The 20,616-nt window shown below is 35.0% G+C and carries 17 protein-coding genes; 11 read left to right on the top strand and 6 right to left on the bottom strand.

The annotated features are described in order from the left end of the window. Window positions 1–40 precede the first annotated feature (40 nt). The 6 genes from spxB to rpmH all read right to left on the bottom strand — a co-directional run bounded on the left by spxB (window position 41) and on the right by rpmH (window position 6,990). On the bottom strand, window positions 41–1,846 hold the full coding sequence (gene spxB, locus LrDSM24759_RS04200) for a pyruvate oxidase (RefSeq protein WP_117118244.1): 1,806 nt from the start codon (window positions 1,844–1,846) through the stop codon (window positions 41–43). 291 nt (window positions 1,847–2,137) lie between these two features. After that, window positions 2,138–4,057, bottom strand: coding sequence for a tRNA uridine-5-carboxymethylaminomethyl(34) synthesis enzyme MnmG (mnmG, locus tag LrDSM24759_RS04205; protein ID WP_117118245.1), 1,920 nt, complete (start codon window positions 4,055–4,057; stop codon window positions 2,138–2,140). A gap of 9 nt (window positions 4,058–4,066) precedes the next feature. Beyond that, window positions 4,067–5,452, bottom strand: coding sequence for a tRNA uridine-5-carboxymethylaminomethyl(34) synthesis GTPase MnmE (gene mnmE / locus LrDSM24759_RS04210; protein WP_117118246.1), 1,386 nt, complete (start codon window positions 5,450–5,452; stop codon window positions 4,067–4,069). 106 nt (window positions 5,453–5,558) lie between these two features. Further along, window positions 5,559–6,431, bottom strand: a complete 873-nt coding sequence (locus tag LrDSM24759_RS04215; RefSeq protein ID WP_117118247.1) for a YidC/Oxa1 family membrane protein insertase — start codon at window positions 6,429–6,431, stop codon at window positions 5,559–5,561. Between the two features lies 1 nt (window position 6,432). Beyond that, window positions 6,433–6,801 (bottom strand): ribonuclease P protein component, encoded by a 369-nt coding sequence (rnpA, locus tag LrDSM24759_RS04220; protein WP_117118248.1) that lies wholly within the window; start codon window positions 6,799–6,801, stop codon window positions 6,433–6,435. Window positions 6,802–6,849: 48 nt separating this feature from the next. Further along, window positions 6,850–6,990, bottom strand: a complete 141-nt coding sequence (gene rpmH / locus LrDSM24759_RS04225) for a 50S ribosomal protein L34 (protein WP_117118249.1) — start codon at window positions 6,988–6,990, stop codon at window positions 6,850–6,852. Between the two features lie 473 nt (window positions 6,991–7,463). On the opposite strand from rpmH, the gene dnaA reads away from it, so the two are divergent. The 11 genes from dnaA (at window position 7,464) to LrDSM24759_RS04280 (ending at window position 20,608) form a co-directional block, all read left to right on the top strand. Continuing rightward, window positions 7,464–8,828 (top strand): chromosomal replication initiator protein DnaA, encoded by a 1,365-nt coding sequence (gene dnaA / locus LrDSM24759_RS04230; protein ID WP_117118250.1) that lies wholly within the window; start codon window positions 7,464–7,466, stop codon window positions 8,826–8,828. A gap of 175 nt (window positions 8,829–9,003) precedes the next feature. Then, window positions 9,004–10,134, top strand: coding sequence for a DNA polymerase III subunit beta (gene dnaN / locus LrDSM24759_RS04235; protein WP_117118251.1), 1,131 nt, complete (start codon window positions 9,004–9,006; stop codon window positions 10,132–10,134). Between the two features lie 182 nt (window positions 10,135–10,316). Continuing rightward, window positions 10,317–10,538 (top strand): S4 domain-containing protein YaaA, encoded by a 222-nt coding sequence (gene yaaA / locus LrDSM24759_RS04240; protein ID WP_117118252.1) that lies wholly within the window; start codon window positions 10,317–10,319, stop codon window positions 10,536–10,538. 3 nt (window positions 10,539–10,541) lie between these two features. Then, window positions 10,542–11,666 carry a DNA replication/repair protein RecF gene (recF, locus tag LrDSM24759_RS04245; protein ID WP_117118253.1) on the top strand — a complete coding sequence of 375 codons (1,125 nt, stop codon included), beginning with the start codon at window positions 10,542–10,544 and terminating at the stop codon, window positions 11,664–11,666. Then, on the top strand, window positions 11,667–13,634 hold the full coding sequence (gene gyrB / locus LrDSM24759_RS04250) for a DNA topoisomerase (ATP-hydrolyzing) subunit B (RefSeq protein WP_117118254.1): 1,968 nt from the start codon (window positions 11,667–11,669) through the stop codon (window positions 13,632–13,634). A 14-nt stretch (window positions 13,635–13,648) separates the two neighbouring features. Next, the gene (gene gyrA / locus LrDSM24759_RS04255; protein ID WP_117118255.1) at window positions 13,649–16,153 is read left to right on the top strand and encodes a DNA gyrase subunit A; all 2,505 of its coding nucleotides are present in this window, start codon (window positions 13,649–13,651) and stop codon (window positions 16,151–16,153) included. A gap of 175 nt (window positions 16,154–16,328) precedes the next feature. Further along, a complete protein-coding gene (gene rpsF, locus LrDSM24759_RS04260; RefSeq protein WP_117118256.1) occupies window positions 16,329–16,625 on the top strand; it encodes a 30S ribosomal protein S6 in 297 nt (98 codons plus the stop codon). A gap of 35 nt (window positions 16,626–16,660) precedes the next feature. Further along, window positions 16,661–17,179, top strand: a complete 519-nt coding sequence (gene ssb, locus LrDSM24759_RS04265) for a single-stranded DNA-binding protein (protein ID WP_117118257.1) — start codon at window positions 16,661–16,663, stop codon at window positions 17,177–17,179. Between the two features lie 24 nt (window positions 17,180–17,203). Beyond that, a complete protein-coding gene (rpsR, locus tag LrDSM24759_RS04270; RefSeq protein ID WP_008471430.1) occupies window positions 17,204–17,440 on the top strand; it encodes a 30S ribosomal protein S18 in 237 nt (78 codons plus the stop codon). Between the two features lie 115 nt (window positions 17,441–17,555). Beyond that, window positions 17,556–18,476: a magnesium transporter CorA family protein gene (locus LrDSM24759_RS04275; protein ID WP_117118258.1), complete on the top strand. Its 921-nt coding sequence runs from the start codon at window positions 17,556–17,558 to the stop codon at window positions 18,474–18,476. A gap of 113 nt (window positions 18,477–18,589) precedes the next feature. Next, entirely contained in the window at window positions 18,590–20,608 is a 2,019-nt protein-coding gene (locus tag LrDSM24759_RS04280) for a DHH family phosphoesterase (RefSeq protein ID WP_117118259.1), read from the top strand. Window positions 20,609–20,616 lie beyond the last annotated feature (8 nt).

Consider the following 20,616-nt stretch of genomic DNA (forward strand, 5'->3'; position numbering starts at 1 on the left):
AGACAGACTTTTTAAATAATAACTTATTTTGTATCAACTTTTAATGTTGTGATGCACCACTTGAAGTATCAACAGTTGCTTCTTCTTTTTCATCTTTGTCTTCATGTTGAGAGGCACCAGTTTCTGCATCAAGATCAACACCATACTTTTCAGCAAAGTAGCTAAATGGCTTCAATGCTTGAGCTTGATACTTTTGAACAAATTCTGGGTCATCCAAAGTATTTAATTCAGATGAGTAAGGCATATCATGAGTGAACTTAACATCAATTAACATTGGTCCATCCATCTTCTTAAATTCCTTAACTGCATCTTCAAATTCTTTCTTAGTACGAACAGTTACGCCTTTAACATTCATACCTTCTGCAGCCTTGGCCCAGTCATTATCTGGAAGTAAAACGCCTGATAATGGTTGGTGAGATTCATCTTCTTGTTCAGCTTGAATGTAACCCAAAGTTTCATTAGTAAATACTACATTTAAAACATGCATATTGTAACGAGCTTGAGTAAGCAATTCTTGGTTCATCATAGCAAAACCACCATCACCAACTAATTGCCATACTTCACGATCTGGATATACCGTTGCGGCTGCCAAAGAAGCAGGTGAGCCATATCCCATCGTTGCATATAAACCAGAAGTTGACCACTTTTGCTTATCGTGCAAGTTCATTAAACGTTGGAAGTCAATGTTTACGTTACCAACATCAACAGCAAAAATCGCATCATCAGCGGCATATTTATTAATTACATCAAAGATTGGTTCAGGTCTAACTGGCATTTGATCTGAATCTTTAAAGCTATCTTGCCATGCATCCCAGTTTTCACGGTCTGCTAAAGCAGCCTTGTAAAGTGGTGATTCTTCTCTGCCATCACCTGCTTCAATTAAGGCTCTTAAAGTTTTCTTAGCATCAGCCAAAATTGGTACATCAACCTTGTGACGTTTACCTAATTTTTCTGAATCAGTATCAATTTGAATTACCTTTGCATTTGGATTAAAGAAGAAGATTGAGAATGGTGAATTATTACCAACCCAAACAACCAAATCAGCATGAGTTTGAATATCATCACTTGGTTTTGGAGCAACTCTGCCAATTGAACCCATATATGCAGGAAATTCATCTGGTACAACACCTTTAGCCAATACTGATGACATAATTGGCATCTTAAATTTATCAGAAAATTCTTCTAATTCTTTACCAGCATGTTTAGCACCTAAACCATAGTAAACAACTGGATTATGGGCTTCTTTAATTAATTTTACAGCTTCTTCAATTGATTCTTTCTTAGGAGCTGGGGTATTTTCACGGTGTGCATTGGCATTAACACGGAAATTATCTTCAATTTTATCCCAACCAAAGTCCTTAGGTACGATAATTACAGCTGGACCCTTTTTAGCATAAGCTTGACGAATAGCTTCATCCATTAGAATAGGAAGTTGTTCTTTAGTCTTAGCTTCACGATTCCAAACAGCAACGGGATCAAACCATGGCTTTTCGTCAAATGCTTGGAAGAAATCAATTTCTTGACGATTAGTTGGTACATTAGCAACAATAGCTACCATTGGTACCTTATCGTATTTAGCGTCGTAAAGCCCATTCATTAAGTGAACGGCACCAGGACCAGCTGAACCAAAGCAGACAGCCACTTTACCAGTGTATTTATATTCAGCAGAAGCAGCTAAAGCAGCAGCTTCTTCATGACGTACTTCAATAAATTTAATCTTATCTTTCCAATTATGAATTGCGTTCATTGATGAATCAAAAGAACCGCCTGGGAAACCATAAACATGGTCGATACCCCAATCATAGATTACTTGGAACATAGCATCAGAGCCATTTATTTTTGCCATTTAAAGCATCTCCTTATCCCTTTTTTCTCTTCACCATTATTAAACCACTTTCATTCACAATATAAAAGCGTTTGCATTTGTGATATAGCAGCGTTTATTAATTTATAAAGATAATTATTTCACAATATTTCGACTACTTAAAGTAAAAATTAGCTCTTTATCGGTTCTTTACTGTTGTGATTAATTGATCATAATTAGAGTTTTTCTAGCGAAAAAATTTTAAATATTAAAAAAAGCAATAGCCTTTCACAAACTATCCCTTTTTTCATCTTAATTTATATTTTAATTACTCTATTTATCTTCAGGACGGTAACCTGGCAATTTGGCAATTTTTCCTTGTTGGATATATGCAGTCAGGATTGCTAAGTCAGCCGGATTTACTCCAGAAATTCTTTCTGCTTGAGCAATTGATTCCGGTCTAATTTTTTCAAACTTTTGACGAGCTTCAGTTGCTAAACTAGAAATAGCAGAATAATCAATTCCCTCAGGAATCTTCTTCGATTCCAAACGATGAAGACGTTCAACAAGCTTTTGTTCTTTCTTAATATAGCCTTCATACTTAATTGCAATTTCAACTTGTTCTTTTACGTAACGGTCATCAGCAAGTGGCTCACCTACAATCTTTTCGATTGCTTCGAAAGTTACACGTGGGCGCTTCAAAAAGTCAGCAGCAGTCACACCCGCATTTAACTTATCTTGATTAATGCTTGCCAGGTACTCCTGTACTTCATCAGTAGGATGAATTTTAATTTCATGCATCTTCTTTAAGGTAGCTTCAATTGCAGCACGTTTTTCAACAAATTTTGCATATCGTTCATCATCAATCAAACCTAAATCATGACCTTTTTCAGTTAAACGAAGATCTGCATTATCGTTACGTAAAAGCAATCTGTATTCGGCACGAGATGTTAAAAGACGGTAAGGTTCATTAGTTCCCTTAGTAACCAAGTCATCAATTAAGACACCGATATAAGCTTCATCACGATCTAAGGTAAAGCCTGGCTTATTTTCAGCACTTAAGGCAGCATTGATTCCAGCAACTAAACCTTGTCCAGCTGCTTCTTCATAGCCTGAAGTTCCGTTCATTTGACCAGCTGTAAATAAGCCCTTAATATTTTTAGTTTCGAGGGTATGCTTCAATTGCCATGGTTCAATTACATCATATTCAATTGCATAACCAGGACGCATTAATTCAGCATTTTCTAAACCAACAACTGAGTGAAGCATCTTTAATTGAACTTCTTCTGGCATAGAAGTTGAAAAGTCACCAACATAAACTTCTTTAGTATTTCGTCCTTCCGGTTCTAAGAAAATTTGGTGACGATCTTTATCAGCAAAACGAACAATTTTATCTTCAATTGAAGGACAATAACGTGGTCCTACACCTTTAATTACACCTGAAAACATTGGTGCACGATCCAGGTTTTCGCGAATAATTTCATGCGTCGTAGGATTTGTATAAGTCATGTAACAAGACATTTGATCTTCTACAGGAATGTAGTCCTCATCTTTACTTGTATAAGAAAAATGACGTGGTTCTTCATCTCCAGGCTCTTCTTCAGTCTTAGAATAATCAATTGTATTACCGTCTACCCGTGGTGGGGTACCTGTCTTAAATCTTCTTAATTTAAAGCCTAATTCTTCCAAGTTTTCTGAAAGCTTAATTGAAGGAATAGAATTATTAGGTCCTGATGAATAAGAAAGCTCTCCAATAATAATTTTTCCACGAGCTGCAGTTCCCGTGGTTAGAACTACACTCTTAGCCAAATAACGAGCTCCAGTATTGGTAATGACACCTTTACAAATTCCATCTTCTACAATGAGTTCATTCGCAATACCTTGTCTTAAGGTTAAATTAGGTGTGTTTTCAATTACATCCTTCATGTGCTCATGGTATTGCCACTTATCTGCCTGAGCTCTTAATGCACGAACTGCTGGGCCTTTACCAGTATTGAGCATTCTCATTTGAACGTATGTAGCATCAATATTTTTACCCATTTGACCACCAAGGGCATCAATTTCGCGTACTACTGTCCCCTTTGCAGGTCCCCCTACTGAAGGATTACATGGCATAAATGCCACCATATCTAAGTTAATAGTTAATAAAAGTGTTTTTTGCCCCATATGAGCTGCTGCTAAAGCTGCTTCACTGCCTGCATGCCCTGCTCCAACAACAATTACATCATATTCTTTTGAATCATAAGTTTTCATTTTTTACCTCTATTTTCCAAGACAAAATTGACTAAATAATTCCGTAATTAATTCATCAGGTGCACTTTCACCAGTTATTTCACCTAAGCTGTCCCAAGCATTTGTTAAATCAATTTGTACCAAATCTAATGGCATATCATTATCCACCCCATTGATTACTTCTTGGAGGGACTGCTTAGCCTTAGTTAATAAGGAAGATTGCCTTTGATTAGTGACCATTACTTCATTAGATTTATTCTCAATTCCATTAAAGAAAAGTTTTTCAATAGAATTTTCAAGTAGATCCATGTTAGCTTTTTGCAAGACGGAAATTTCAATGATTGGATCACTGGTTAAATTCTCTATCATTTCCCGGGAAATTTTTGTTCCTAAATCATTTTTATTTAAAACAATAATTCTCTTTTTATGTTTCGTAAATTCTAATAAAGACTTATCTTCTTCGGAAAGATCTCGACTTGCATCTAAAAGAAGTAGTACCAAATCAGCTTCATCAACTGCCTTTTTGGATCTTTCAACTCCAATTTTTTCAACTTTATCTTCAGTTTGATGAATTCCAGCTGTATCAATTAATTTTAAAGGAATTCCCTTAACAGAAACATATTCTTCCAAGGTATCTCTAGTAGTACCTGCTACATCAGTTACGATTGCCTTTTCGTCTTGAGTTAAGTAATTAAGTAAAGAAGATTTACCTACATTTGGACGCCCAACAATTGCTGTAGCTAAGCCGGAACGAATAATTTTTCCTTCTTTTGCTGTTTCGAGTAAGTGATCAATCTTTTTAGAGACGGAAATTGCTTTTTTCTTCATTTCTTGCCCTGTCATATCATCCATATCATATTCAGGATAATCAATATTTACTTCTTCTTGAGCCATTGTATTAAGCAATTCTTGACGTAAGTCTTTTATCTGATCCAGCAACCCACCTTCAAGTTGATTCATTGCGACTGAACGTGCCCGATCAGTTTTTGCACGTACCATATCCATAACTGATTCAGCTTGCGTTAAATCGATTCTACCATTCATAAAAGCACGACGAGTAAATTCACCTGGTTCGGCCATTCGCGCACCATTAGCTAACAGGAGTTGCAGAATTTCATTAGTTACTACCATTCCACCATGGCAAGAAATCTCTACCGTATTTTCACGGGTAAAAGTTTTAGGTCCTAACATTACGGTAGCCATCACTTCATCAATAGTTTCTTTCGATTCAGGATTTATAATATGTCCGTAATGAATAGTATGTGTAGGAACCGTCTGCAGATTTGCGCCTTTAAAAACTTTATTCGCAATCTTAAGTGCCTCTTCACCAGAAAGACGCACAATTGAAATTCCACCTTCCCCAATTGGTGTTGAAATTGCTGCAATAGTGTCAAATTGAGTTAAAACTTGTGCCATTTTTATCACCTTAAATAATTTTTTAAATAAAAAAAGCGCTAATTCCACCAATAAAAATAATGATGGATAAAGCACTTTCACTACTTTATCTATTAAACTTAGATAATTATTTAGTTTGTTTACGACCTAATCGCTTATAAGTTTTACGAATACGACGTTGACGTTCTCTTTCAGCTTCCTTTTGAGCTTCCAATTCTCGTTGATACTTAAATGGATTTTGTAAAAAGAAAGTCTGAACTACTTGGAATAAGTTAGAAATCACCCAGTAAAGGGAAATCGCTGATTGAATTCCAACCGCTGAAATACCAATAATCACTGGCATTACATAAGTCATAGACTTAGTCATCCCATTTTGTGAAGACTTAGGTTGTGATAACTGACTTATATAAGAAGACATAAAAGTAAATACTGCAGCCAGCACTGGCATTACGTAATATGGATCCGGACGTCCTAAATCCATCCATAAGAATTTACCATTCATCAGTTCCGGAGTTCTGTAGATTGTTTGGTACAAAGCCCACATAATTGGAAGTTGAATTAGTAATGGCAAACATCCAACATAAGGATTAATTCCCGCTTCTTTATATAATTTACTTGTTTCTTCTTGAAGTTTTTGTCTAGACTCTACATCTTTACCATTATATTTTTTACGCAAGGCTTCCATTTGAGGTTGCACTTGTTGTTGCTTAGCCATACTTTTAATTGAAATAGCATTTAATGGCAACAAAATAACTCTGATAATAAGAGTAAAGATGACAATTGCCCATCCATAAGAATTATTTACTAAACTAGCAATCCAAATAATGAACTGTGAAAGATAGTAAATAACATATCTGCTCCACCAACTTCCACTTGTATGAGAAACTGGTTGAACATGTCCCGTATTAGTTGCACAACCGGATAAGGTAACAGCTAATACTGCAATTCCAAGAACTAAAATTAACCTTTTGATATTTCTTTTAGTTAAAAGGTTTTTCACACTACTTTTCCTCTGTTTCCGTCGTCTTCATCACTAAAATATGTGACAAATTCATCACATGTTCCAGATTTTTTCTCGTTCTTTCCATATTAAAATCACGAGCATAAGGTCGAGCAATAACTAAAAAATCTAAATCAGGTTTGATATAGGGTTTTAAATCTGTTAGAGCTGCACGAATATATCTTTTAAGGCGGTTACGAGCAACCGCTGTATGTCCTACTTTTTTTCCAACGGAAATTCCAACACGAAAATGTTTTTGCCCTTCTTTAGGCAAAACATAGAGTACGAAAGCTCGATTCGCCATTGATTCGCCATTTTCAAAAACAGTTTGAAAATCTTTTTCAGATTTAACCCGATAGGATTTTCTCAAAATAAATCATCCTAACTTAGATAAAAAAAACCACTGGTTTTCAGTGGTTTAAGCAGATAAAACTTTTCTACCCTTTTTACGGCGTCTTGCTAAAACCTTACGGCCATTTGAAGTAGCCATACGCTTCATGAAACCGTGAACACGTGAACGGTGACGTTTCTTAGGTTGGTAAGTTCTTTTAGTGGTCATTAATATGCACCTCCGTTTTTAGTACTTTACGCACAATTTATTAAAAAGAATACCATATTTTTTTCAAAAAACCAAGGCGTTCTAAGAAAAAAGACCCATAAATCATAATATTTTTCTTTAATTTTTTGTGGATATCTTGAGTATCAAATTTTAATAAATATTTTTTCAACAGACTAATTCTCAATTTTATACACAATTAACAGAGTGTGAAAAAGTCTATTCACAGCTTGTGGAAAAGCATTTAAAAAATCTGAATCAAAGCCTTTTAAATAAAGGATTTTTTATCCACATTTTTTCTGTGGAAAATCCTATTTTTTTCTCTTTCTTATTTGTTCCTGTGTATTTCTAAAATTATTTTTCCACACCCTTGTTAATTTGTTAATTTTATATTTCACCTTGTGGAAAACTAACGTTAAAAATGCTAAACTTATTTTGCTTTATTGTTATAATCATCCCTTATTGGAGGAATTATTTTGTTTGATCTAGATAAATTTTGGCAATTTTTTAATTCAGAGATGAAATCTCGTTACAGCGAAGTTGCCTATAATGCATGGTTTAAAAATACTAAACCAATTTCCTTTGATAAAAATACTAAAGAAATGATAATTGCAGTTGAGTCTCCAGTTTCTAAAGGTTATTGGGAAAAAAATTTGGCTTCTCAGTTAGTGCAAGAAGCCTATGCATATGCAGACATGGAAATATCTCCAGTTTTCCAAGTTGCTGGTAGCGGCGGACCAGAAAGGATAGTTACACCTAGTAAACCTGAACCAGTTCCCCACCTTGCTAGCTCCGACCAACCTGATGAATTTACTAAAGACCTCCAATTAAATAGCAATTATACTTTTGACACCTTTGTTCAAGGTGAAGGAAATAAATTAGCAGCTGGAGCTGCATTAGCTGTAGCTGATAATCCTGGGAGTTTTTATAATCCCTTATTTATCTTTGGTGGTGTTGGTTTAGGTAAAACTCACCTTATGCAAGCAATTGGACACCAAATGTTAGCAGAAAAACCTAATGCTAAAGTTGTTTACATTCAAAGTGAAACTTTTGTTAATGACTTTATTAATTCAATAAAAAATAAGACCCAAGACGAATTTCGAGAAAAATATCGTACTTGTGATCTTTTATTAGTTGATGATATTCAATTTTTCGCTAAAAAAGAGGGAATCCAAGAGGAATTCTTCCATACATTTGAAACTCTTTATAATGATCAAAAACAGATTGTTATGACCAGTGATCGTTTACCCAATGAAATTCCTGCCTTATCTGAACGTTTAGTCTCACGTTTTACCTGGGGGCTACAAGTTGAAATTACCCCTCCAGACCTAGAAACTAGAATTGCTATTTTGCGCAAACGAGCTGAAGCAGATGGACTTTCAATTGACGATAATACTTTGGATTATATTGCTTCACAAGTTGATACAAATATTCGTGAACTTGAAGGTGCACTGGTTAAAGTACAAGCTCATGCCACAATCGAAAAAGAAGATATCAATATTGATTTAGCAAAAGAAGCTTTAGCAGATTTAAAATTAGTTCAGAAAAATCGCGGTTTGCAAGTTTCTAAAATTCAAGAAGTAGTAGCCAATTATTTCCAAACTTCTACTACTGAATTAAAAGGCAAAAAACGTGTTAAGCAAATTGTAATTCCACGCCAAATCGCTATGTACCTCTCCCGAGAACTAACAGATTCGAGTTTGCCAAAAATCGGACAAGAATTTGGGGGAAAAGATCATACTACTGTTATGCATGCATGCGATAAAATTAGTCGTGCACTCAAAACTGATTCAGAAATTAAGTCAGCTGTGTATGATTTAAGAGCGATGTTAGATCATTAAAAAGTTAATAACATGTGGATAACTTTAATATTTTTCCACATCTTTTATACATGCATTTTGCTTTAATATTACTAGTTTGTTCCAGTTTTCAACATAATCCACTGGACCTACTACTACTTCTATATATTTAATATATAATTAAATAAAAAGTATTCGAAAAAACAGGAGGTAAACGATGCAGTTTACAATTAATCGAAATTTGTTCCTGGAAAACTTAAATAATGTTATGCGGGCAATTTCTTCTCGTACCACTATTCCAATTTTAAGTGGTATTAAATTGGATTTATCTGAAACTGAATTAGTTCTAACAGGTAGTGACACAAATATTTCTATTGAAATAAAGATACCAGTAAATGATGATTTAAAAGTCATATCAACTGGTTCTATTGTTTTACCAGCTCGCTTTTTCAGTGAAATTATTAAAAAATTACCAGGTAAAGATTTTTCATTTGAAGTTAAAGAAAGTTTTCAAACTAAAATCACTTCAGAAAACACAGAATTTATGATTAATGGTTTAGATGCTAATAACTATCCACGTTTACCAGAAATTCCTAATGATTCTGCCTTTACCTTATCAGGAAAAACATTTAGAGAAATAATCAATGAAACTGTTTTTGCGGTAGCTAATCAAGAAAGTCGTCCAACTCTAAATGGGGTTAACTTTAATTTTAGTCAAGATAAAATTAAGGCAGTTGCAACTGATAGTCACCGTTTGGCTCAAAGAACAATTGAGCTAGAAAATGGACCTGAAACAAAAGCTAAGTTGGTTATTCCAGGTAATAGCCTAGTTGAATTTTCACGAATTATTGGTGAAAGTGATCCAGAAATCACTGTTAGTCCTGGTGAAAATCAAGTCTTGTTTACAATTGGAAATCTAGCTTTCTATTCACGTTTATTAGAGGGATCCTACCCAGATACTGATCGTTTAATTCCAACTGAGTCTACTACTGAAGCTGAATTTGATTTATCGACATTAGCAAGAGCACTTGATCGTGTAAGTTTGTTAACCCATGAAAGTAGAAATAACGTTGTTAAGTTAAATTTAGATACTGAAAATCAAAAGGTAAAAATGACAGGTGATTCTGCGGAAATCGGTAATGTAGAAGAAGAATTACCATTTAAGAAATTAACAGGAGAAAGTTTATTAATCGCATTTAATCCTGATTACTTGCGGGATGCCCTAAGAGCTTCATTTACTGATTCAGTGGTAATGAACTTTACACAACCATTACGCCCATTTACCGTTGTGCCTGGAAAAGATGATGTTGAATTTACTCAACTAATTACTCCGGTAAGAACTTTTTAACTTAAAGAATAAAAATAAAAATTAATAAAAAAGCTGAAAGAGGCAAAATTAGCCCATTTCAGCTTTTTTTATTAGTTTTAATATAGGGATATTAATAGAGGCTAAAACCTCTCAGAGGCTTTAATGGCATTGCGTAAGCTCTTAAAAAACGGTATAATAGCTTGGTGTAACAAGGTAATGGGGTGATTTCGATTAAAAAATTTATAGTTAAAGGTGAATTTATTACTTTAGCTCAATTTTTAAAGGAAGAAGCAATCATTTCGTCTGGAGGTCAAGCGAAATGGTACTTACAAGATAATCCTGTGAATTTGAATGGCCAGCTAGAAAATCGGCGTGGTAAAAAACTACATCCAGGTGATACTTTAAAAGTTGAAGGGGAAGAGTATAGATTCGTTACAGAATAATTAATGTATCTTGAAAATCTAACTTTAAAGGGTTTTCGTAATTTTTCTGAGCTACAAATAGATTTTGATCCAAACGTTAATATTTTTATTGGGCAAAATGCGCAAGGAAAGACTAACCTACTGGAAGCAATCTATTTTTTAGCACTGACTAAATCTCATCGTACCAATAATGACAAAGAATTAATTAAATTCGGTAGCAAATTTGCAGGCTTGCAAGGACGACTACATAAAAGTCAAGTAGAAGTAGAATTGCGTTTACGACTGACCACTAAAGGAAAAAAAGCTTGGGTAAATCGGTTAGAACAAAAGAAGTTATCTGGTTATGTGGGTCAAATGAATGCGGTCTTATTTTCTCCGGAAGATTTAGCCTTGGTAAAAGGGGCGCCGGCAGTACGACGTCATTTTATGAATTTAGAATTTGGTCAAATTAATCCGGAATATTTATATTTTTCAAGTCAATATCGCCAGATATTACAACAAAAAAATAATTATCTTAAGCAATTATCGGCAGGGAAGGCAAAAGATAAATTATTTTTGGATGTCCTCTCCGATCAATTGGCCGGAGTGGCAGCTGAAATTATTTATAGAAGAATAAAATATGTCTCTCTATTAAATAAGTATGCACAACAGGCACACCAGCAAATTAGCGGGAAGAAAGAAGAATTATTAGTTCAATATCGACCTTCAGTTCCAGATATTGAAGATGATAATAGTGTCGAAACGATTTATCAGAAGGTTTTAAGTAATTTTCAGAAAAATAAAAATATGGAAATCCGCAAGGGTACTACTCTGAGTGGGCCGCACCGGGATGATCTGGAATTCTTTATTGATAAAAGAAATGCCCATGATTATGCCTCACAAGGTCAACAAAGAACAATTGCTTTGAGTATGAAATTAGCAGAAATTAGTGTTGTTCATGAACTAACAAATGAATACCCCATTTTACTGTTAGATGATGTGATGAGTGAGTTAGATCACACCAGACAGAGTAGTTTATTAAGCTATATTCATGGAAAAACACAAACATTTATAACTACTACTGATTTAGAAGGAATTTCCTGGGAAATAGTAAAAGCGCCCCGTGTTTTTCAAATTAGTAATGGTATTGTCACAAAAGAGGAGAAATAAATGGCTGAAGATAAAAGTAAAAATAATTTAAGTGAAGCCGAAGAATTTGAAAAAAAAGCCGATAGTTATGATGCTAGTCAAATTCAAGTTTTAGGTGGTCTAGAAGCTGTTCGTAAGCGTCCCGGGATGTATATTGGCTCGACTAGTGTACAGGGTCTACACCATTTAGTCTGGGAAATTATTGATAACAGTATTGATGAAAGATTAGCTGGTTTTGCAACTCAAATTGAAATTACTGTTAATGAAGACGGTAGTGTAACTGTTCAAGATGATGGTCGTGGTATCCCGGTTGATATTCAAAAGAAAACTGGACGGCCTGCTTTAGAAACTGTCTTTACTGTTCTTCACGCTGGAGGTAAATTTGGCGGTGGCGGATATAAAGTATCTGGTGGACTCCATGGGGTAGGGGCCTCAGTTGTTAATGCTCTTTCAACTAAGCTGGACGCTACTGTTATGCGTGATGGTAAAAAATACACTATTGCTTTTGATCATGGACGTGTTGTGCAAGAAATGAAAGAAGTGGGCGAAGTTCCTTTAGATCAACATGGTACAATTGTTCATTTTTATCCTGATCCTGATATTTTTACTGAAACCACTGTTTTTGATGACAAGATTTTAAAAAATAGAATTCGTGAATTAGCTTTCTTAAACAAAGGATTAAAATTAACTTTTACTGATAAGCGTAAAGAAACTGCTGAAACTGATGTTTACCACTTTGAAGGTGGTATCAAGGAATATGTTTCATTCTTAAATAAAGGTCAAGAAATTTTATTTGATGAGCCAGTTTATGTAGAAGGTACTTATGACGGTATTGATGTTGAAGTAGCCCTTCAATATACTACTGGTTACAAGACCACGATGATGACTTTTGCTAATAACATCCATACCTATGAAGGTGGGATGCATGAATCAGGCTTTAAGACAGCTTTGACTCGTGTTGTGAATGATTATGCTCGTAAGTCAAAAATCTTTAAAGATAAAGATGATAACCTTTCTGGTGAAGATATTCGTGAAGGTATGACCGCAGTCGTATCTGTAAAACACCCTAATCCGCAATTTGAAGGTCAAACCAAGACTAAATTAGGTAACTCTGATGCTAGAGCAGCAGTTGATAAGGCCTTCTCAGAAACGTTTAGCAAATTCTTAATGGAAAACCCTCAAGTTGGACGTAAGATTGTTGAAAAAGGACAATTAGCTGCTCGTGCTCGTGTTGCTGCTAAACGTGCTCGTGAAGTTACGCGTAAGAAATCTGGTTTAGAAATTGCCAACTTACCAGGAAAATTAGCTGATAATACAAGTAATGATCCAGAAATCTCTGAATTATTTATCGTCGAGGGTAACTCAGCCGGTGGTTCAGCTAAGCAAGGACGTTCACGTTTAACTCAAGCGATCTTGCCAATTAGAGGGAAGATTTTGAATGTTGAAAAAGCATCAATGGACCGAATTTTAGCTAACCAAGAAATTAGATCTTTATTTACTGCTCTTGGAACTGGTTTTGGTGCAGACTTTGATATTTCAAAAGCTCGTTATCATAAATTGATTATTATGACTGATGCCGATGTCGATGGTGCCCATATTCGTACTTTATTATTGACGCTCTTCTACAATTACATGCGTCCAATGATCGAAAAGGGATATGTTTACATCGCTCGTCCACCTCTGTACCAAGTACGTCAAGGTAAAGTTATTAAATATCTTGATACCGATGAAGAATTAAAAGATTACATGGGAACACTCCAACCTAGTCCAAAACCAATTGTGCAACGTTATAAGGGACTTGGAGAAATGGATCCTGAACAACTTTGGGAAACAACCATGAATCCAGAAAATCGTCGTTTAGATCGTGTAAGTCCTGAAATGGCAAAAGACGTTGACGAGGTCTTTGAACTTTTAATGGGTAATGAAGTTTCTCCAAGACGTGAATTTATCGAAAAGAATGCTAAATACGTAGAAAACTTAGATGCATAGGAGGGTAGTAATAAATGGCTGATGATAATCAAATGCAAGATCATAGAATTAGAAATGTTGATCTAACGCAAACTATGCGTAGTTCATTTTTGGACTATGCCATGTCCGTTATCGTGGCACGTGCATTACCTGATGTACGTGATGGGATGAAGCCGGTTCAACGTCGTATCTTATACGGGATGAACGAATTAGGAGTAACTCCAGATAAACCTTACAAAAAGTCTGCCAGAATTGTTGGGGATGTAATGGGTAAGTTTCACCCTCATGGTGACTCATCAATTTATCTAGCAATGGCACACATGGCTCAAGACTTTTCATATCGCTATATGTTAGTTGATGGACACGGTAACTTTGGTTCTGTCGATGGTGATGAACCAGCTGCCATGCGTTATACAGAAGCTAGAATGAGTAAAATTACCCTGGAAATGCTTCGTGACATCAATAAAGAAACGATTGATTGGGTTCCAAACTATGATGGAACTGAAAATGAACCTGAAGTTTTACCGGCTCGTATTCCAAATCTTTTAGTTAATGGTGCAAGTGGTATCGCCGTTGGTATGACTACTAACATTCCACCTCATAACTTGTCAGAGGTAATTAGTGGTCTTCACATGTTAATGGGAAATCCAGACGTAACAGTTAAAGAATTAATGCAAGTGATTCCGGGACCAGATTTTCCAACTGGCGGAATTGTAATGGGACGAAGCGGTATCTATCACGCATATGAAAGTGGTAAAGGAAATATAGTTGTTCGGGCTAAAACTAATATTGAAATTGAAAAGAATGGTCGCGAACGAATCGTTGTTACTGAATTACCATATTTAGTTAATAAAGCTGAATTAGTTAAAAAGATTGCTGAATTAGCTCGTGAAAAAGTAATTGACGGTATTACTGGAATTCGCGATGAATCTGACCAAACTGGAATGCGTATCACTATTGATATCAGAAGAGATGCTAGTGCTAGTGTTGTGTTAAATAATTTATTTAAAGAGACACAAATGCAGGCAAACTTTGGTATCAATATGGTGGCAATTGTTAATGGTGCGCCACATTTCCTAACGCTGAAGGAAATGCTTCAATACTACCTTGATCACCAAGAAGATGTTATTACTCGTAGAACTAAATTTGATTTAAAGAAAGCAGAAGCACGAGCTCACATCTTAGCCGGTTTAAGAATTGCGTTAGACCATATCGATGAAATTATTAGTATTATTCGTGGTTCAAAGACTAGTGATATTGCTAAAACTCAATTAATTTCACGTTTTGGTTTAGATGATCGTCAATCCCAGGCTATTTTAGATATGCGTTTAGTACGTTTAACTGGTTTAGAGCGTGATAAGATCGAAGGTGAATATCAAGATCTCCAAGCAAAAATTGCTGATTATAAGGATATCTTAGCCAAACCAGAACGTATTGATAAAATCATTTATGATGAATTACTTGATATTCAAAAACGTTTTGGAGATGAACGTCGTACCGAAATTGCTGCTGGTGAAGTAGTTTCAATTGAAGATGAAGATTTAATTGAAAAAGAAGATGTTCTTTTAACTTTAACCCATAACGGCTACATCAAGAGAATGCCAGCTAGTGAGTTTAAAGTTCAAAATCGTGGTGGTCGTGGTATTAAAGGAATGGGCGTCCAAGATGATGACTTTATTAATCACTTGATTTTCTCAAGTACTCACGACTTCTTATTATTCTTTACAAACTTGGGTAAAGTATATTCTAAGAAAGCTTATGAAATCCCAGAATTTGGGCGTAATGCAAAGGGATTGCCAATCGTTAACTTGCTCCAATTAGACAAGGGCGAAAAAATTCAGGCCGTAATTAACATTCCTGAAGATGCAGATGATAGTTACTTATTCTTCGTTACTAAATTAGGTACTGTAAAACGGACACCAGTTTCAGAATTTGAAAATATTAGACGAAGCGGATTAATTGCTTTAACTTTGCGTGACAGTGATGAATTAAACAATGTTTTAACTACTGATGGTAATCAAAATATCTTTATTGGTACCCATTTAGGTTATGCAGTAACTTTTAATGAAAATGATGTTCGTGCAATGGGACGTACAGCTGCTGGAGTCCGTGGTATTAAACTAAGAGATAATGACTATGTTGTTGGTTCAGAAGTACTTGCGCCTGATTCTGAGGTACTAGTTATTTCTGAAAATGGTTATGGTAAGCGAACAGCTGCAAGTGAATACCCAGTTAAAGGCCGTGGCGGTAAAGGGATCAAGACTATCAATGTGACTGAAAAGAATGGTCCATTAGCCGGAGTAACAGTTGTTAATGGTAATGAAGATATCATGCTGATTACTGATGCCGGTGTAATGATTAGATTTGATGTTAACGATGTATCGCAAACTGGTCGTGCTACCTTAGGAGTCCGCTTAATTAAGGTAGATGATGGGGCTAAAGTAGCAAGCATTACAAGGGTTGCTTCAACAGAAGATGAAGAAGAAACAGATGAAGCTGAAGTAACAACTGAAACTAACAGTGAAAATTCAGAAGAATAAAAAATAAAAGTTCTTCTTTTACGTAATAATTAATGAGCAATGTGCTCAGGATCACGTGAAAAAGGTTTGTAAATTTAAAAAAATATGGTAAAATCAAGCACTGTGAGTAATAATATTCATTACTCCTTGTTCTTGATTTACAAGAACCATTTAGTCCAAGAGGAGGTGCATTTTAATGGCAAAGACTAAGTACGAAGTTACTTACATCATCAAGCCAGATATTGATGAAGATTCAAAGAAGGCTTTAGTTGAACGTTATGACAAGGTTGTGAAGGACAATGGTGCTGAAGACCTTGACTCAAAAGATTGGGGTAAGAGACGTTTCGCTTACGAAATTGAAAAATACCGTGAAGGTACTTACCACATCTTAACTTTCACTGCTGAAAACGCAGATGCAGTTAACGAATTCGGTCGTCTTTCACGTATTGATGGCTCAATTCTTCGTTCAATGACTGTTAAATTAGACAAGTAATTGATTATTCGTGAATTAGGAAAGGGGACAAAAGTATGATTAATAATGTTGTACTTGTTGGCCGTTTAACACGTGATCCTGATTTACGTACTACTGGGAGCGGAATCTCAGTTGCTACGTTTACCCTTGCTGTGGATCGACAATATACCAATAGCCAAGGAGAACGTGGTGCTGATTTCATCAACTGTGTAATTTGGCGTAAAGCTGCAGAAAATTTTGTCAACTTTACATCCAAAGGATCACTTGTGGGAATCCAAGGAAGACTTCAAAGTAGAAGTTACGATAATAAGGATGGACAACGTGTTTATGTAACTGAAGTTGTCGTAGATAATTTCTCATTCTTAGAATCACGTCGTGATCGTGAAAATCGTCAAGCTAATGGTGGTGCTAACTTTGCTCCGCAAGGTAATAATGCACCAAGTACAAATAACTTTGGTGGTAATAGTGCTCCAAGCACTAATAATGCCACCCCAAGTTCTGACCCACAACCTCAAGATCCATTTGCAGATTCAAGTAATTCAATTGATATCTCAGATGATGATCTCCCATTTTAATTTTAGATAGAAAGGATCTTTGACATGGCTCAACAAAGAAGAGGTGGCCGTCGTCGTCGCAAGGTTGACTACATTGCTGCTAACCACATCGACTACATCGACTACAAAGACGTTGATTTGTTGAAACGTTTTATCTCAGAAAGAGGTAAGATCTTACCACGTCGTGTAACTGGCACTAGCGCAAAGAACCAACGTAAGTTGACTGTTGCTATTAAGAGAGCTCGCGTTATGGGCTTATTGCCATTCGTTGCAGAAGACTAAGCAATACAGATCAAAACAATTAATAAAAAGAGTATATCTGCTTAGATATACTCTTTTTTGTTTAGCTTTTTTAAGGTATTATTGATTAGTATAGAAAAAAGAAATGAGGGAGAAAATGATTATCAAGCAAACACTTTCAGGTGAGTATGATTTTGATTATAAATGGTTTGATATTTATAATCTTGATGATCATGATATTGAAGTTTTAAAAGAAAAATTCCATCTTACTACTGAAATTATTTCTTATATCAATGATATTCATGAACGACCTCACTTTGATCATGATTATATAACTAATAGTGATCTTTTTGTTTATGATGTGCCACTATGGCCTACATCTGAAACGGATCATTTTACTAGCCTTCCTATAAAGTTTTTAATGGTTCATGATATTTTGTTTACTGTCCATACTCCAGAAACAACATATATGATTGAAGAATTTAAAACTACTGCTCCTAAAGATATTCATAGTAATAAGGAATTAGTATTTGCTATTCTTTTTTCTGTAACTAAATATTTCCAACGTGCCTTAAGCCAATTAAATAGTCAGAGGATTGTGCTTGATGCTCATTTAAGTGGGAGTAAAATTAAAAATAAGGACTTACAAGAACTTGCACAAGTAGAAAAAAGTTTGGTCTTTCTTTCTAGCTCTATTAGAACGAATTTAATGATGTTAGAAAGCTTAAAAAATAAAAAATCTGGGTTACACATGAATGCTTCTGAAGAAGAGATGTGTGATGATATCATTATTGAGGTACAACAAGCTTCACAAACAGTAAAAATTTATAATGAAGTTACCGAAGAGATCTCAGCTACTTCCAATAATATTTTGAATAATAATTTGAATGATACGATGCAATTTTTAACTGTTTGGTCTTTATTGCTTACTGTGCCAACTATCGTAACTGGTTTTTTTGGAATGAACGTTTCATTACCAATTTTGAATAAGCCAATTGATTGGATCATTATTACCGTTGGAACCCTATTGGTAATGTTGTGGCTATTATGGTATTTGAAAAGACATAATAGATTTTAAAAGTTATGACAAAGAGATAAAAGAAGATAAACTTATCCACTGTGGAAAAGTTTATCTTCTTTTTTGGTATAATATAAAGTAACGCAGTGTACATTATTTAGGAAGGAATCTTTATGAAAGATTTTTTACGAAAATTAGAATTACCTGCATTTATTAAGGATTCAAGATTAACTGCATCTATTATAATTATACTTGCACTTTCTTTACTGGGTACAATTATTGGCTTTATTATTAGCCCTTTATATGGGGTAGCTATGCTTTTGTTATTCTTGTTAACCTGTATTTTTGCAGTTTATGGAACCTACGTTTTAGCTAATAATGCAAATAACTATGCCGCAAACTTGTCTTACCGTATTAAGCGGGGAGAGCAAGAGGCAATGATAAAAATGCCTTTGGGTATTTTACTTTATGATAAGGATGAACAAATACAGTGGGTTAATCCTTATCTACAACTTTATTTAAAAAATAAAGATTTAATTGGTTCCTCAATTAAGTCAGTTGATCCAGAACTTTATGAGTATATTCAAGATGCAATTACTGATAAAACTGTCCAAAGTAAGATAATTGAATTAGATAATCATAAATTTCAAATGATTGTCCAAGATGATTTGGGAGTAGTCTACCTCTTAGATGTAACAAAATATGTCAATATCGAAGAGAAATATCAACAACAACGCTTGGCAATTGGGTTAATTTTTATTGATAATTATGACGAGTTAAGTCAAGCAATGAGTGATGAAAACCTAACGGATATGAGTTCTTATGTACAAAAGGCACTGAATTCATATGTTAAGAAATTTCATGCTTACTTAAAACGCATTGACGAAGACCACTTTATCTTACTTACTCATATGGCTGACCTCAAAAAAATGGAAGAAGATAAGTTTTCGATTTTGGATAAGGTTAGAAAGGATTCAAGCCGTCGTAATACTCCACTTACACTTTCAATTGGAATTGCATTTGGTTCAGAAAGTCTAAATGAAATCGCTAAGCAAGCGCAATCTAACCTTGATTTAGCTTTAGGACGTGGAGGAGATCAGGTAGTTGTAAGACAACCTGGCGAAAATGCACATTTTTATGGCGGTAAGTCTAATCCAATGGAAAAACGTACTCGAGTTAGGGCACGGATGGTTTCACAGGCGGTTGAAGAGCTATTTAAAGGTGTTGATCATGTCTTTGTTCAAGGCCACCGTAATCCGGACTTAGATGCTATTGGATCAGCAATTGGGATTGTAAAAATTGCTCAAATTCACGGTGTTGATGCTCATGTAGTATTAGATACTGGAGACGTTAACTATGATGTAGGACGTCTAATTGCAAAAATGAAAGATGCAGGAGTAGATGAAGATATGTTCATGGCTCCAAATGAAGCATTAAATAAAGCAACTGATGATTCCTTATTGGTTTTAACTGATCATTCAAAGTTTTCAATTACATATGATCAAGATTTGTATGAACGCTTAAAGAGTCGGCTAATTATAATTGATCACCATCGTCGTGGTGAAGAATTTCCTGAGAATCCGATGTTGGTTTATATTGAGCCATATGCTTCCTCAACTTGTGAATTAGTAACTGAAATGATTGAATATCAACCTCAAGGAGGAGAAGGAGTTCTTAATAATCTTGAGGCTTCAGCAATGCTAGCAGGTATTACAGTGGATTCTAAAGAATTTTCACTTAGAACTGGTACGCGAACCTTTGATGCTGCTAGTTATCTACGATCAATTGGAGCTAACTCTTCAGTGGTAGGAGAGTTATTAAAAGAAAACATTAATAATTATTTGCAACGAAGTCATTTGGTTTCAACCATTGAAATGATCAATTCAACAATGGCTTTATTAATGGGGGAAGAAGATAAAATTTATGATCCCGTTATTGTGGCCCAAGCTGCTGATACTGCTCTTTCTTTAGAAGACGTAGAGGCTAGTTTTGCAATAGCACGTCGAAGTAAAGATGAAGTTGGTATTTCTGCCCGTTCAACGGGAAAAATTAATGTCCAAATTATTATGGAAAAATTAGGTGGCGGTGGTCACTTATCAAATGCGGCTGTGCAACTAAAAGATGTCAGCTTAAAAGAAGCAAAAGAGCAACTCCTAAATGCAATTGATGAGTATAATAAAGAAAATGAGTAGGAGGTCAT

It is taken from the genome of Lactobacillus rodentium (assembly GCF_003423665.1).
Classification (GTDB): domain Bacteria; phylum Bacillota; class Bacilli; order Lactobacillales; family Lactobacillaceae; genus Lactobacillus; species Lactobacillus rodentium.